General features: G+C 35.6%; 13 protein-coding genes and 4 pseudogenes. 13 read left to right on the top strand and 4 right to left on the bottom strand.

Annotated elements, in window-relative coordinates:
- The first annotated feature begins 15 nt into the window (after window positions 1–15).
- Window positions 16–1,884, top strand: coding sequence for an AMP-binding protein (locus J5U23_RS10650; RefSeq protein WP_218266131.1), 1,869 nt, complete (start codon window positions 16–18; stop codon window positions 1,882–1,884).
- Here the strand turns inward: J5U23_RS10650 and J5U23_RS10645 are convergent.
- The gene (locus J5U23_RS10645) at window positions 1,876–2,445 is read right to left on the bottom strand and encodes a helix-turn-helix domain-containing protein (protein ID WP_240781719.1); all 570 of its coding nucleotides are present in this window, start codon (window positions 2,443–2,445) and stop codon (window positions 1,876–1,878) included. The genes J5U23_RS10650 and J5U23_RS10645 overlap by 9 nt on opposite strands.
- Window positions 2,446–2,639: 194 nt before the next feature.
- Between J5U23_RS10645 and J5U23_RS10640 the strand changes: the two are divergent.
- The 8 genes and pseudogenes from J5U23_RS10640 to tfs4 form a co-directional block, all read left to right on the top strand.
- Window positions 2,640–3,278 (top strand): annotated as a pseudogene (locus J5U23_RS10640) (MFS transporter); the annotation flags it as partial.
- Window positions 3,279–3,322: 44 nt separating this feature from the next.
- Window positions 3,323–4,307 (top strand): annotated as a pseudogene (locus J5U23_RS10635) (IS630 family transposase).
- Window positions 4,291–5,169, top strand: coding sequence for an MFS transporter (locus J5U23_RS10630; RefSeq protein WP_407690815.1), 879 nt, complete (start codon window positions 4,291–4,293; stop codon window positions 5,167–5,169). The pseudogene J5U23_RS10635 and the gene J5U23_RS10630 overlap by 17 nt, the downstream one beginning before the upstream one ends.
- Before the next feature lie 55 nt (window positions 5,170–5,224).
- Window positions 5,225–5,692, top strand: coding sequence for a flavin reductase family protein (locus J5U23_RS10625; protein ID WP_218258217.1), 468 nt, complete (start codon window positions 5,225–5,227; stop codon window positions 5,690–5,692).
- A gap of 55 nt (window positions 5,693–5,747) precedes the next feature.
- Complete coding sequence (hpaD, locus tag J5U23_RS10620; RefSeq protein ID WP_218260279.1) at window positions 5,748–6,695, top strand: 3,4-dihydroxyphenylacetate 2,3-dioxygenase; 948 nt, start codon at window positions 5,748–5,750, stop codon at window positions 6,693–6,695.
- Window positions 6,692–8,167, top strand: a complete 1,476-nt coding sequence (locus J5U23_RS10615) for a 4-hydroxyphenylacetate 3-hydroxylase family protein (RefSeq protein WP_218266130.1) — start codon at window positions 6,692–6,694, stop codon at window positions 8,165–8,167. The genes hpaD and J5U23_RS10615 overlap by 4 nt, the downstream gene beginning before the upstream one ends.
- A 51-nt stretch (window positions 8,168–8,218) precedes the next feature.
- Window positions 8,219–8,992 carry a DODA-type extradiol aromatic ring-opening family dioxygenase gene (locus tag J5U23_RS10610; RefSeq protein WP_218258215.1) on the top strand — a complete coding sequence of 258 codons (774 nt, stop codon included), beginning with the start codon at window positions 8,219–8,221 and terminating at the stop codon, window positions 8,990–8,992.
- 17 nt (window positions 8,993–9,009) lie between these two features.
- The gene (gene tfs4 / locus J5U23_RS10605) at window positions 9,010–9,288 is read left to right on the top strand and encodes a transcription factor S4 (RefSeq protein ID WP_218266129.1); all 279 of its coding nucleotides are present in this window, start codon (window positions 9,010–9,012) and stop codon (window positions 9,286–9,288) included.
- Here tfs4 and J5U23_RS10600 read toward each other — a convergent pair.
- A complete protein-coding gene (locus J5U23_RS10600) occupies window positions 9,285–9,692 on the bottom strand; it encodes a hemerythrin (RefSeq protein WP_218258213.1) in 408 nt (135 codons plus the stop codon). The two genes, tfs4 and J5U23_RS10600, sit on opposite strands and share 4 nt — an antisense overlap.
- 64 nt (window positions 9,693–9,756) lie before the next feature.
- Here J5U23_RS10600 and J5U23_RS10595 point away from each other — a divergent pair, with 64 nt between their 5' ends.
- The gene (locus tag J5U23_RS10595; protein WP_218258212.1) at window positions 9,757–10,251 is read left to right on the top strand and encodes a hypothetical protein; all 495 of its coding nucleotides are present in this window, start codon (window positions 9,757–9,759) and stop codon (window positions 10,249–10,251) included.
- Between the two features lie 9 nt (window positions 10,252–10,260).
- Here the strand turns inward: J5U23_RS10595 and J5U23_RS10590 are convergent, their stop codons facing one another.
- A complete protein-coding gene (locus tag J5U23_RS10590) occupies window positions 10,261–10,611 on the bottom strand; it encodes a DUF4898 domain-containing protein (protein ID WP_218267542.1) in 351 nt (116 codons plus the stop codon).
- A gap of 386 nt (window positions 10,612–10,997) precedes the next feature.
- Between J5U23_RS10590 and J5U23_RS15900 the strand changes: the two are divergent.
- From J5U23_RS15900 to J5U23_RS10580, 3 genes and pseudogenes are all read left to right on the top strand, one after another.
- Window positions 10,998–11,251, top strand: a pseudogene (locus tag J5U23_RS15900) (IS630-like element ISC1078 family transposase); the annotation flags it as partial.
- A gap of 185 nt (window positions 11,252–11,436) precedes the next feature.
- Window positions 11,437–12,855, top strand: a complete 1,419-nt coding sequence (locus J5U23_RS10585) for an MFS transporter (RefSeq protein ID WP_218260720.1) — start codon at window positions 11,437–11,439, stop codon at window positions 12,853–12,855.
- Between the two features lie 117 nt (window positions 12,856–12,972).
- On the top strand, window positions 12,973–13,275 hold the full coding sequence (locus tag J5U23_RS10580; protein ID WP_218266128.1) for a DUF4898 domain-containing protein: 303 nt from the start codon (window positions 12,973–12,975) through the stop codon (window positions 13,273–13,275).
- Between the two features lie 324 nt (window positions 13,276–13,599).
- Here the strand turns inward: J5U23_RS10580 and J5U23_RS10575 are convergent.
- Window positions 13,600–15,294, bottom strand: a pseudogene (locus J5U23_RS10575) (thermopsin family protease); the annotation flags it as partial.
- Window positions 15,295–15,318: the final 24 nt, after the last annotated feature.

Below are 15,318 nucleotides of genomic sequence, written 5' to 3'. Positions count from 1 at the left end.
AATATATATGATAACATGAGCTGGAAAATATATTCTCTAGATCAGATTAGAGCATTGGCTAAATTCTCCATGGAAAATCCAGATACCTTCTGGCGGGATAAGGCTAATTACATAACTTGGTTTAGGCAACCAGAGAAAATACTTGAGGGAGAACCACCGTACGAGAAGTGGTTCGTTGGAGGAACCACAAATATATCCTATAACGCTATAGATAGGCATTTACCAGATAAGAAAGATAAGGTAGCATTTTATTGGACCAATGAGAAATTAGATAGTTTTAGGTCAATATCCTTTCAAGATCTTTATCAAGAGGTAAACAAGGCAGCCTATGTCTTAAGTGAATTGGGGGTGAAAAAAGGCGATACGGTATCTATGCTAATGCCTAATATACCAGAAGCTGTATACTTCTCCTTAGCATCACATAGACTGGGGGCAATTCTAATAATACATTATGTAGGGTTGAGCGAGGAAACACTGGCATATAGGTTTAATGATTGCGGTTCAAAAGTATTGATTGTTGCCTCAAGGACGTTTAGGAATGGAAATGAGATAAGAATTAAGGATTTTGTGGATAAAGTTTTGGAATCTCATACTACACCTATACAGAAAGTCTTGGCAGTGCCGAGGGGGTATTCAGATTTTAATGTTAATGGGAAAAGGGATGTTGTGTATGATGATGTGAAACCTAAAGGGAAAGTTTACGTTAAACCAGTGGAAGTTGAGGCTAACGAGCCAGCAACAGTTTATTACACGTCTGGAACTACGGGAAGACCTAAGGGATTATACCATAGTAATGGAGGGTATGTGATAGCACTCAATTGGGCTTTTAAGGCAATATTTAACCCAACAGAGAATGACGTTTGGTGGACTGTTTCAGAATTAGGTTGGCCAGTATGGCCAATGGCAAATTTATACACAATACCAGTAATGGGAATACCTGGTGTGCTTTTTGAGGGATATGTTGGTTATAAAAGGGATCTATTCTCGAGGGTAATTGAGAGATATAATGTAAGCCTAGTTTGGAGTTCTACCACAACTCTTTATACTCTCAAGAGTTTAGGAGAGGAGTCAGTTAAGGGCGGAGATACATCAAGCTTAAGAATGATTCTTAATACAGGAGAACCTTTAAACGTTGGAGCGTGGATGTGGTTAAATCAGAATCTTCCTCATGTTAAGATAGCTGATGCGTACTGGATGACCGAGCATTTATCGCCAGTTGGTGCAACTCCTTACGGAATCGGCGAAATTCCCTTCAAGGCAGGTTCCGCTGGTATACAATTCCCAGGAGGAACATATTTCTTAATTGTTGATGATGAGGGAAAACCATTACCTCCTAAGCAAAAGGGTTATATAGTGTTAAAACCGCTTAACCCAGCCTTAGCTAAAATGTGGAATGATCCCAATTACGAGAAGATAAAGGAGAAGTATTGGTCTAGGTTCCCAGGGTACTTCTACACTGGAGATTACGGTTATGTTGATGAGGATGGATATCTGTTCGTGTTGGGAAGAGCTGATGATGTAATAAGAGCTGAAGGGGAGAGGATAGGAACACTTGAAGTTGAAAGTGTAATAGTAACTCATCCCAACGTGGCCGAAGCTGCCGTAATAGGTCAAGGCGGTAACATTATAGCGTTTGTAGTCCCAAGACAAGGGGTTGAGGTTGGTGACACACTCAGAAATGACATTAAGAACTATTGTAGGAACGCTGGTTACATAGTTGATAAAGTAGTGTTTGTGAAGAGACTGCCTAAAACCAAAAGCGGGAAGATAATGAGAAGGCTACTAAAGGCTATCCTAGCTAACGAGAATCCCGGTGATATATCAACATTGGACGATATGAGGATAATGGAGGAACTTAAGGAAGCGTTGAAGAGCTTAAGCTAAAATGCTTTTTATGGAAAACGCAATTAACTTCCTTTGGGCATTTCTCAAATGATAGAGGAACGTTACTTTACTTATTCCTAGTAGCTTAGCTAATTCATCGGCAGTTGCTCTTCTGGGATAGTCTAAATAACCATAGGAATAGGATACCGTAAGCACTTTCTTTTCCCATTCAGTCAGATTAGGGTAGAGAATTGGGTTAAAGTCAGTTGTCTCCACTCTTTTCACCTTTCCTAAACTTTCGATCTCAGTAAGAATCTCTCGAAGATTTTTACTGGAAGTTACAAATGACCATTTTTCGTCTTTACCTTCTATGAGATTACCCAGAATCAACACTTCCTTATCGTAGAGGACCCCAGCTATTGATCCCTTGTATTTATTTAGAAAATCCACATAAGTTCCCCCCTTAAATTTATCTACCTTTATAACCTTTACAACGCTTCTGTGTGTTTTCATTAAGTTTGATATAACCTTATTTTCCATTGAATCGATAAGAATCCTGCTCCTTAAATAGTTCTTATGTGGATAAACTTCTAAATTAATAGTATATGCGGTAAATGGCATATGTGAAGTCCAACAATCTTCATGGCTTACAACTATATCTACATGTTTAATCAAGTTAATCGTGTACTATTTAAACTCTTTAAAAATATAAATGTTATGTATTATAAGGAACTATAATATAGTATACTGTTAGTCGTATGTTTATTAAACTAGTTTAATATAGAATATTAAATTATTGATTTGAAAAGCCAAATATGGCAGAAAAAGCTGCAGTAAAAGCAGGGGAAGCTATTGCTAGAATGGATAGGATTCCAATATGGGGACTTTCATATATTTTTATAGGAATATTAGGTATAGGGTTTCTCTTCACATTTTATGACATTTTCGATATAAATGTATCATTTATACAAACGGCTTTAACGCTATTTCACGTTAGCAATCCTTCTTCTCCTCAGATTCCAGCATTACTAGGTCCCATAGTCCTATTAAACCTAGTAGGGTATATAATAGGAGCCCTCATACTTTCCCCAATATCTGACGTAATAGGTAGGAGGAGGATGTTAATGATAACTATGATCATTACTGGCCTTGGCAGTTTATATAATGCATTGGCAAATAATTATGTTAATTTTTTAGTGGCAAGGACCATAACTGGTATTGGTGTTGGTGCTGATTTAGCAATAGTTAATACTTATATTGGAGAAGTAGCTCCCATTAACGGAAGGGCTAGATACACTAGTCTAGTATTCTTATTTTCAACACTAGGCGCAACACTAGGCATATGGTTAGGATTGTTCTTAACAACGCCCTCTGCTCCATTTCCTCTTGGATTACCGTTTGCACTTGGTGGAAGTGGGTTCTTTGCGGTTAATGGATGGAGAGTAATGTACGGTAGTGTTTCCGAAAAGTTTATAGATTAGCATTACCAGATTGAACTATGCAAGATTTGGTTCAAGCTTATAAGGAAGAGAAGAACGCGAGAATTAAGGAGAGGATTCTTGCAGTGAAGCTGCACGTAGTTGATGGTAAATCGGAGAAAGAAGTTTCGAAAATGCTTAACAAGGGCTATTCCACGATAAAATTGTGGATTGGTAAGTACAAGAAGGAAGGTCTTGATGGACTAAGGGACAAGCCCAGATCGGGAAGACCCAGAAAAGTAGAAGAAGAAAAGATAAAACAAATACTTGAAGATAAGCCCCAAAAATACGGAATACAAGAAGAGTACTGGACAATGAGAACATTAAAGATAGCACTACAAGAACAAGGAATAGAGTACAAGAAATCCAGACTATACGAACTAGTCCACGAACTAGGATACAACCTAGTAAAACCCAGACCTACCAACATCCAGGCAGAAAAGGACAAGTGGGAAGACTTTAAAAAAAATAAAGAAATTGGAAGGAAAGGCCTTATTCTTTCTAGACGAGTGTAGGGCAGTAATTAGCACGTCAATTAAGAAGGTTCTAGCTAAGATCGGCAGTAAGCCCGTAATGCGCGTCAATATAGGTTTTTCCTCAATCTATGTTATTCTCGCTATAAACGCTTGGACCGGTGAAGTAATAGTTTCTCTTGCTAAAAGGCCTAACTCTGAATCTGTTAAGTATTTCTTGAGGTACTTTAGGAGGCGTGTGGGTAGTGGTAGGGTTTACATGGTCATGGATAATTACTCTCCTCACAAGACTAAGGGTACGCTTGAGGTTTGTCGTAGGAAGGGTATTCATCCCGTGTTTACTCCTCCCTACTCGCCTGAGCTTAATATGGCTGAGGCGGTCTTCAAGTCCCTCAAGAACTACATGAGCAATAAAATATTTTATACGATAAAAGACGTTAAAAATTGTATTAAACAGTTCTTTGAAGAAAATAAGTATAGATTTGATCTTAATGCAATAACATACTTAGGGTTAGATAAAATTGAGGTCTAAGAACTTTCCGGAAATACTAGGGATAGGTGCTTTATTGGCTTTAATAGGATTGCTCTTAAGGTTTAGCTTACCCGAATCTCCAAGATGGTTAATATCAAAGGGTAAATTAACTGAAGCTGAAAGGATAGTTGAGGTGATGGAGAAGAAGGCTACTAGCAAGTTAGGTAATCTCCCACCATTACCCAATATAATTCAGCCTTATATTGCAGAGAGGTATTCCTATTTAGATGCATTAAAGACCATATTTAGTTCCTCACTTTATATAAAGAGGTTTGGAATACTTGTCTCAATGTGGTTATTTGGTTATATGACCGTCTATACCTTGGCAGCTGGTTTAACATCTATATTAGCCTCACTAGGATTTGCTCCACCAGAAGCTGGAATGATTGCGGCAATAGGTGTTATAGGTTTCATATTAGTTCCTATAACAACCTTCTTTGTTGGAGATAGACTTGAAAGAAAGACGTGGACAGTCATTTCAGTAATCTTCACAATAATTGGGGGATTATTAATAGCTATAGCTGGTACTAACGTAGCATTATCTTTCCTAGGATCTATAATTCTCTTTTATGGTTTTAATTTATGGGTTCCAACATCATACGCTTGGACTGCTGAGAGTTTTCCGACTAGGGCTAGGAGTACTGGTTTCGCCTTATGTGACGGTGTAGGTCATATAGGGGGTGGGATAGGGATCATTGCAATTTCCTCTTTCATAGGTTCTCTGATAGCTTCTGGGGTCACTACAACTTTGGCAATAGAGGTGTTTTTGCTAATAGCCTTATTCCAAGTAATTTCAACAATAATTGCAATAGCAATAGGACATAGGTCTGCCAATAAGAGATTGGATGAGGTTTCACCCTAAGACATCAACTCAGTTTAATGATAAACTTAAATAATTTTTTTAAGTATATACTCTCATGAGCGAGACGATAAGGAATATAATGAGATTATTTCCGCTAGGAATAGTAGTAGTTACAACTAAATGGAGTGATAATTTAGTAGGAATGACGGTCAACACATTTAATTCCCTTTCTTTAAATCCACCATTAGTTATGTTTACCGCAGATAAAACCAAGGGTAATGATGTACCTTTTATCGAGAGTAATGGTTTTATAGTAAATTTTGTCGATGAGGAAAAAATCTTCAATACATTTGCCTTTAAGCCCGTAAAGGAGAGATTCAAGGAGGTAAAGTTCTTCGAAGGTTTAGATGGAATGCCCGTATTGGCTGACAGTTACGCTTACATGGAAGTTAAGAAGTATAAGACTATTGATATTGGTGATCACACCATTGTAGTTGGTGAGGTAATTAATGGAAAGGTTGTTAGAGATAATTTTTCACCCTTAGTCTATTACAATAGAAATTATTGGAAGTTATGTAGATAACCTTAAATCAGTTTAATAGTGAATTAATTTATCTTTTTGCACTTAATAGTGTTTGATGATCAGCATTTTACGTACATCTCATGTGTGTATAAGAGTTAGCGATTTGGATAAGGCGAGATACTTCTACTCAGAACTCTTAGGATTTGTGGAGACAGAAAAGGATGGCGATTACATTTATTTGAGAGGGATTGAGGAAGGTCAGCATCATAGCTTAATACTAAAAAAGGCCAACTCGGCTGGTTTATCGTATATAGGCTTTAGGGTAAGTAAAGGAGAAGAATTAGATAAGGCCAGAGAAGAATTGGAAAACCTAGGTCATAAGGTTAGGAAATTTAGGGAAAAGGGTGTTGATGAAGCTCTATTATTTGAATCCCCCGAAGGAATCCCAATACTTCTATACTATGACATGGAGTATGTAGGCGATTTAAGATTAGCATTTCATAAGCATAGGGGAGTGAGTCCAGTCAGGTTAGCCCACGTAAATTATATGGTTAAGGACTTGGAGAGAGAATTGGAGTTCTTTAAGAGATTCATGGGTTACTATGAGACAGAGAGGTTCTTGGATAAGGATGGGAATTTGACAGTAGTGTGGTTAACTAGAAGAGGGGATTCACACGAAATAGCAATAGCGAAGTCAAGTAAAAACGTTCCGGGATTTCACCATGAGACGTATTATGTTCATGATGTAAAAGATGTCATTAAAGCCCCAGATATTCTAGCCTCAGTGGGATTGTGGGATAGTATAGAAAGGGGTCCCGGTAGACATGGCGCAACTGAGGGGTATTATATTTACTTGAGAGATTTTGATAAAAATAGAATTGAGTTCTTCACCAACGATTACGTGGTTCTGGATCCAGATAAGTGGAAACCAATAGTTTGGACCTATGATCAATTAAGGTATAGAAGTGATTTTTGGGGAAGGCCAATTCCTCAATCTTGGTTAACTGAATGGGTTCCCGTGGAGGATATTTCCACGGGTCAATTAAAGGGGTGGTCTGAATGATAAGAAGGGGAACAGATTACATAAAAAGTATAAAGGAAAACCTACCAGTAGTTTACTATGAAGGAGAAATAGTAAAGGATGTTACAGAACATTCAGCATTTAAAATACCGATATCTACTGTTGCGAAATATTATGATCTACATTGGGATGAGAAATATAAGGAGTACCTAAGGGTTTATAATCCTGATGTGGGAGAGGAAACTAGCATAAGTTTTCTAAGACCTAAAAACAAGAAAGATTTAGGCAAATTAAGGGATGGCCTAGTAAAGATATATGATTACTATAGGGGGTTCTTCGGTAGAAGTCCAGACTACCTAAACTTATGGACAATGGTATTCTATGCACACGCTGAGGATTACTTTGGAAAACAGTTTGGTTCAAAGTTCATGGAAAATGCGATTGAAATTTACAAAGAAGCTACAAAGAGGGATTTATTCTATACTCACGCAATTGTGGCCCCAATGTACGATAGATCTAGACCACCTTCTCAATGGGAAGATCCATACATTCAAGTGGGAATAGTTGAGGAAAAACCAGAAGGTGTAGTAGTAAGAGGAGCCGCAATGATATGTACTGCTGGTCCTTATGCGGAGATGTTATGGTATCTACCAAATGTCAGAAGAGATAGTGATCCTAGATATGCAATATACTTCTCTATTCCAACAAACACTAAAGGAGTTAAGTTCTTGTCTAGAAGGGGGTTCCAGCCTAGGGAAGGAGGAGAATTCGAATACCCAATATCTTCTAGATTTGAGGAATCCGATGCAATTTTAGTGTTAGATAACGTCCTAGTTCCTTGGGAAAGGATAATATTCTTCAAGAAGCCTGAGTTAATCGAAGACCTGATGTGGCACACCGTTCAGTTAAGGGGATGGTTTAACTGGCACTTCGTAATTCAACACTATAGCAGGTTAAAGTTCCTTGCTGGTTTAGCTATCGCCATTGCTGAAGCTGCTGGCACCAGTAATTTCATTAACGTTCAAGAAAAGATAGGTGAGATACTGATATATGTCGCTCTAAATGAGGCAGCCCTCTATGCATCAGTTGAAAGAGCCCAAGAATTGCCCAATATTACTAGACCAGATCCCTATATTTCCATTTCAGCTAGTCACTTCAACATGAAGGCAGTTCCTAGAGCAAATGAGATATTAAGGTCAATTAGTGCAGGATCATCAATACCTATACCTGCTGGTATTAAAGATTTTGAAAATCCCGAGGAAAGAAAATTATTGGATAAGTACATGGCAATGAAAGGTCTTGATGCACTAGAAAGAGTTAAGATGTTTAACCTATTGTGGGACGTTATAGGATCTGAAGCAGGGATGAGATATGAACAATATGATAGGTTCAGTAGGGGTGATCCCACAATAAGATGGGCTCAAACTTATACTGAGGTATTCAAGGATAGAAAGCACGAGTTCGTTAAATTGGTTAAGGATATAATCGATCAGATGCCTAATCCTAAAGCTTAAGTGAACAAAAGTTAACTTAATTTTTTATTTATATTTTTGGAGTTCTTGTTAATGACAATTGGCTTATTTATATCTCATGGTTCTCCTACAATACTGATAGAGGAGAATAAATGGAAGGACTTATTGAGAAGAGTAGGAAAGGAAATTGAGGAGAAGTATAAACCAGAAACGATAATAGTCTCAAGTCCCCATTTCGTCTCATGGACGGAAACCTTCTATATTGAAAGCAGTGAGAAGCTAGAGTGTATTCAGGATTATTACGGTTTCCCAGATGAGACTTATAAATACTGTTATAGCGCGTTAAATGACACTGAATTAGTTGAAGAAATAGTGAAAAATGCTGAGGGAAAATTAGTGAAAGATGATAAATGGGGATTAGATCACGGTGCGTGGATTCCCCTCTTCTACATGTTTCCCGAGTATAAACCAAAAGTTGTGACAATATCAATTACTGACAATTCACCAGAATCACACCATGAAATAGGTGAGAAGATTAGGAAAGCAGTAGAGAAACTTGGAAGGAAAGCAGTGTTTTTAGCCACTGGTTCACCAACTCATAGGTTAGACTTATTTTACTTTAAGATAACTCCTAAACCTACAAAATTCGATGTGATATTAATGGATCTAATAAAATCTGGTGAGTTTGAGAAAATATTAAAAATTAGTGAACTTTATCCTAAGGAGTATCAGACTGCAATGCCTGAGGGAAATTTAAATACTCTATACATGCTCTTAGGGTATGTTAAACCAAAGAAGGCTGAGATACTAGGATATGATACACCTTGGCCCGGAGTTAGTATGTTAGCCGCAAGCTTTTATGAGTAGAAGAATCATTTTTAGACATGCGTTTTTGTCCTAAATGCGGTTCCTTGATGAGGGTAAAAGGTAACAAAATGGTTTGTAGTAAGTGTGGATATTCTGATCATGATGTAGAAAAAGTGATATTAAAGGAGAATATAAATCATGAAAATGATAAGACAATAATCGCAGATGGTGAAACCATAGAGGGTAGAGTCGCTATCTCGCTCTGTCCTAGATGCGGTTCGGTGAGAGCTATATTGCTTAATAAGAAGAAAAGATTGTATAGGTGCATGGCTTGTAGCTTTGTTTACACTATTTAGAAATTTCTTATATCTATACCAGTAACTTTTTGATAGTTTTCAAAGCCATACTGTTCTATAACGTCTAAGACCAAACCTTTTCTTTCTTTTACCTTGGGAAAGACGTATTTCTCCTCATTTAAGTTATGATCCAACACTATTTTCACATATCTGGGTACCCAATCTACTCTCTTCTCCTTAATTATTGTGTTACCGTACTTCTCAATTAGTTTATGGTCATTTGAGTAAGGCCTAGCTTCCGGCATATCCTTAAAGACATATAGGTCCTCCATTTTAGCGTGAACGTTAACTATGAAGTTATGTAACGTTTCTAATTCCTCCCATATATCACTAAGTTTTTCTAACAAATAGAACCTTATTCTAAATATACCATGTTCAAATTTAAGTAGTTCTATTATATCCATATTTTCATTAATCTTGGGATATTAAAAAACCTTTTATTAAAGAGTGAGAAGTATAGAGATAATAATGAAATTTTCATTACTTCTACTACTTATAATAGCCGTAATTTCAAAAACGTTTATGCTAGGCAATTATATAATACACGTTAACGTAAATGAGAATTTTCCATTAATCCAAAGTGTTGAGAACTCATCTATTGGTATAAAATTTGTAGTAAGTGTAAAGAATTTTACAGTAGAACCTCAAACTATTGATAAGTTATTAGCAGTAAAAAATGGCTCTAATTTCTCGGAAATAATAGTACCTTATTATCTGATTAACAGAACATTCTCAATAGTTTATAATGGGAGTTATTATGCAAACATTACAATAAGCTCTGTGCAACTAAACAATAGTAATAATTTTAGTGGAAATCCTACGAATATTTCATTCATTTCTACCTCTTCATCTCCTTTAGCCTTAAAGACTTTTTACAGTAATGGGGTTATTGTAATGGTATTAGTTGCAACGTTTTCAATAGCCTTATATACGATTTTACAGAACAAGAAGAAGAGAAAATAAGAGGAAAGATTAGGTTCGTAAAGCTGAAGGCTTCTTTAACTCTCCTCTCCCACTTACGGATTGTAGTCCAATTACTATCATTGATTTCGGTGGTAGTTTCGATGTGATATGGCACGATACTTCTAGTGCATCTTTAGCTCTAATTAAACTTTCCTTAATTATCTTAACTGGTAAATCAGAAGATATTGCTACAAAATACTTAACACTGTCTGGAAGGAACATGCTAAAGAATTTTTCAAAGTTTGAGATGATTTTTGCATTTATGAGAAATATATATCTTATATCTTCTTTAGTTAAAAGCTTTAATAAATTATCATCAAGATAGCTTTCAAGTTCTTTAACACTTAAGTGTTCCATGATATATAAAGTATCTAAGTTATATATTAATTTAACTTCTTTATACTTCACTAGACTTTCAAGGATAAGGATTATATTTGTATAAGTATACTTGCTTATAGTTTAAAGGACAATGATCTCTATAAATCTATGCAAAAACCTTAAATATGTTAGGGAGAGGGGTGATTCAAGGATTCATTGTCAATTGTAATATTCTCTCTAGATTAACATAATTCTATAAAAGGAATAAGTGATTAAAAACAGTCTATCAAGAAAAATAAGAATGATAGTAATAACATTATTATAAAAATAATTTGATAGGCATACAGCATCAGCCTACTTGATAGCGTTAAAAGGATTTGAAAAGTTAAATGAATACAAATAACATTAACTTTATGACTTATCAGAAACTGTTAGCAACGGCAAGAATACACGGTAATGAGGCGAGGGAGTTCCTCGAGGAGAATAGTGGGGAGTCTATGCACTTTTATTCCTTTGACAAGAGACCTGCAGAGGACCTTGAACAATTTTCAAGAAGGTTTTGTACTTAAAGATTTACACGGATTTCAATGCCTTAAAATGGGATGCTAAGTGGTTCTTACGATCCATGTCTAAGAGGGTCAATGACTTAACTTGCAGCGTGAAAAACTGTGGTCAACCTTAGACGTCAATATTGGACGAAAATGTCTTGCCCTTTAAAGTGTGATTGAGTATGGTTGCCCACAATAACTAAGTTGTCACTAAAAGCATCACTATTTATGGTAAGAAGTTAACACTATATCATTCTTTTATGTTCATTGAAAAAGATATATCGAAAAATTTATTTGTCTTTATACCGCTCACTTCTTTATGGATTCTAAAGCCACAATGCGTACTTTAGTTACCCTCACTCTAATGTTAACTTTAGTAAATTATGTTGAGACAATGGTCATACCAGCATTGCCGAAAATCGAAACACAATTCTCTACTACGGCTACGACGGTTGCATGGATAACCTCAGCTTATCTCATAGTTGGAGCAATTGCTTCGCCACTTTTTGGAAAACTAGGTGATAGGTATGGAAAGAAGAAAGTTTACCTCTTATCCATTGGCTTTTATTCATTAGCAGTGTTATTAGCTGGATTCTCACCAAACATCTACTTTTTGATATTTGCTAGGGCAATTCAAGGACTGGGCTATGCAACGTTTCCTCTTGCTATAGCTATTATAACTGACCTATTTCCCAGAGAGAGAGTTGCATGGGCTCAAGGTATTTTAAGCGCGACACTTGCTGCTGGTCCAGCCCTAGGATTATTAATAGGTTCCTACATTGTTCAAGATTTGGGATGGCCTTACGCATTTCATACAGCATTTTTACTATCAATAATTCTAGTAATAATTTCCGCAAAGTACATAGTTGAAATTCCCGAGAAGACTAAGGAGAAGATAGACTATTTAGGCGCAACATTTCTTATGTTAACAGTGGTTCCGTTATTAGTATATTTATCTAATGGTCCTAATGTGGGTTGGGCTTCAATTAGCCAGTTGTCATTAATTGTGGTTTCAGTAATAGCGTTTCCTATATTCTTATGGGCAGAGAGGAGAACTAATGAACCCTTAATGAGACTAGATTTATTTAGAGTAAGAAACATAATGGTCGCAAACATTGCTGGGTTAATATCTGGAGCTGGAATGTTTTTAATGTTCACTGGGCTAGTTTATTATCTTCAATTACCTCAACCCTATGGACTAGGCTTATCCATAATAGAATCTGGGCTTTTAATGGCACCAGTAGCTTTAGTAATGATGATTGTTGGACCAATAGTAGGTAGATTGATTAACACAACTGGACCTAAGCCATTGCTTATCACTGGTTCTGTCATTAGTATTTTTGGTTACTTACTTTTAGATACTTTTAGGTATACCGTGTATGAGGTTGTGTTAGACGTTATGATAACTGCGGTAGGATTAGTCAATACTATGATTCCATTAGTTAATATGGTCGCAGTATCTTTACCAGAGGAACAAAGAGGAATAGGAATAGGTATGAACACTTTAATAAGAACTATCGGAAGTTCAATTGGCCCAGTAATCTCAACAGTATTTATGGACACTTACACTACATGGATAATATACGATTATAACAATCAAATTGTACCGGTAGCTCAAGTACCATCTTATTCAGCCTTTCATTACATGTATACTGCTGCAGTTGGTATAATGTTCCTAAACCTTATCGTTGCTTTATTCACTAGGAATTACGTAATTAAGGCTGGGCAACATGCATGAGCTTCCTACTTATTTTTTCTATTTAAGTATTGCAGTACAAATTATACAAATCCTATATACTTCTTATGGAGTATTATACATAACTACTTATTAACATGAAAAATAATTATAAATATAATGGCTGCTGTACCAATTGAGGAATTGTCGGAATTTGTTGAGGACAACCTAATTGAAATAGTAAGTAAAAGTGGAAGCGTGAGATTTATTAAGTACTTCAGTCCCAATTTGATAGTTGATGTTCAGAAATTTTTCAAGACTTTTTTACCTAATGCTAAGTATTATGTAGTGATAGTGCCAGACAATGTAAAAAATGAAAAGCTAAAAGATGAGCTTATATCCATGTCGAGAAACAGTTTTAATTTTGCAATTCTTTATTCCTATAAGCTTAGGGATAGAATTTTAATAATAGGTTACGATTGATTGAAACAAAAGAAGGAAAGGGAATTTAAACTACGTTTCTGAGTGAAATTGTTGCCTACACTGAAGGGAGCATTAAACATATTTATGACGTTTTCAAGCGCCACAAGTATTAATATATCACAGTCCGATATTAGTAATTCCTTATTTGTGCCCTTTTTTTCCTTCAAGGTATCTATTATAACACTTTAATTAAAAGAAAAGCTACAATTCACTTTTTATTATGAATCTCGGGTTGAGCTGAAAGTTAGTTTCTAAATTTATATGTGTATTAAATTAATGGGACTGCTGTCTACATTATGGAGAATACTATAAAGAATTAAAAAATTATTTTCTTTTACTAATTACTAATACAACAATTATAACTATTATCAAGAGTATACCTACAATAATTCCTATGTCCACGTAATTATATCCAGAGTTAACTATTAAAGTTTTCACAGCAGCTTTTCCCCATAAATCTTTAGCTACGAGTGTAATATTATTTTCACCGTTTTGTAACTTAAGCTGTAACTGGGTTGTTGATGAGTAGTTACCTACAAGTTTACCGTTTAACAAGATAAGATAATACGGATTAGTTCCGCCATTAATTGAAGCCGATAATGTAATTGATGTATTGTACTGAATGAAGTTTCCTTGAGTTTGTTCTTTAATACTTAATGAAGGAGGTGGGACTACTGACACTGGTTTACTCACATTTATTACATAACCTGCAGAATCTCTCACTGTTACCGTTATTATATAAACTCCTATATTGCTTAAGTCTAATTCCTTAACTGATCCATTACCCATGTAACTTCCATTAACATACCAAGAAATATAGTAGGGTGGTGTTCCTAGAGATACTGTAGCGTTAACTGGAAACTCAGTTCCAGAATCTATAGTAGTTTTAGGTATTGACAGCTCAGCTACTGGATCAGGGTTAACCTTTATAATAACACTCTTTGCTGATGATATCCCTAGAACGTCTTTTACCATAACAGTAATGTTATATTCGCCAATATTAGAAGGCGTGAAATTATACAGTTCGTCTCCAGCTCCACTACTTACTAAAGAGTTATTAACGTACCAGTAATATACAAGGCTTCCAGCTCCTCCTTTACCTATAGCCTTTATTACTTCCCTTAATCCCTTATCTGTCTCGGAGGTATAACTTAATGTAGAAATATAGGGATTGGGATTGATAGTGAAATTATATTTTGAAACATTTATACTACCTGCGTAATCCTTAACTTCTATTTGAATGGTGTATTTTCCTATACTATAACCCTTCATGCTTACTGTATAATATGCAATTGAAGTGTAATTTATAATTTTATATATTTCTGATAATATCCCACTATCATTAGATATTGTAATAGTGATGTTATATGGCTTAGTACCTCCGCTTATTATTGAGGTAAAGTTAAAGTATGGCAATGCAAGATCTGTATAATTGGTTACGTTAAGCATTTGTACTTTTAAGGGCGGATTTATTGTAAGTGAGAATTCGTAAGATTTTGAATTTCCATTAAAATCAGTAAGTTTTATTTTAATAGTATAATTACCTGGAGAAAGCGGACTTAAGGGTAAATAATACGTCGATATAGAGGGGAATAGAACGTAAGTATATCCAGATAACTCATTTCCACTACTATTGTTAATTGTAACGTTTAACTTATACGGTAAAACTCCACCAGAGACGTTTATAGTAAATACGTATGGGAAATTCTGGTCTGTAACTTTAGTGTAATTAACAACGTTAAATCTCAACTGTGATACGTTTTCGTTTAAGTTATTTATAACTTGATAACCACTACTCACTAAATAAACACCATTATATGAAACAGTATATAAGTTATCTGCGGATTCCTCAGTATCCAGACCAAAGGGGAAGAGGAATTTAGGGGGTGCTAAAGTTCCGTTTAAATATTGATAGATCATAGCTAACTCCACATTTGATTCATTAAAGAATGTAAACTCACCATTGCCTCCACCACCTAATATTAGCTCTGCATCGTAAGCAAGTCCTCCTGCACGGTAGACCCAAAATCATTTTACAAAAAT

It is taken from the genome of Saccharolobus shibatae B12 (assembly GCF_019175345.1).
GTDB classification, from domain to species: Archaea; Thermoproteota; Thermoprotei_A; order Sulfolobales; family Sulfolobaceae; genus Saccharolobus; species Saccharolobus shibatae.
The sequence above is the reverse complement of the archived record's forward strand: the minus strand, read 5'-3'. Positions and strand labels throughout refer to the sequence as shown.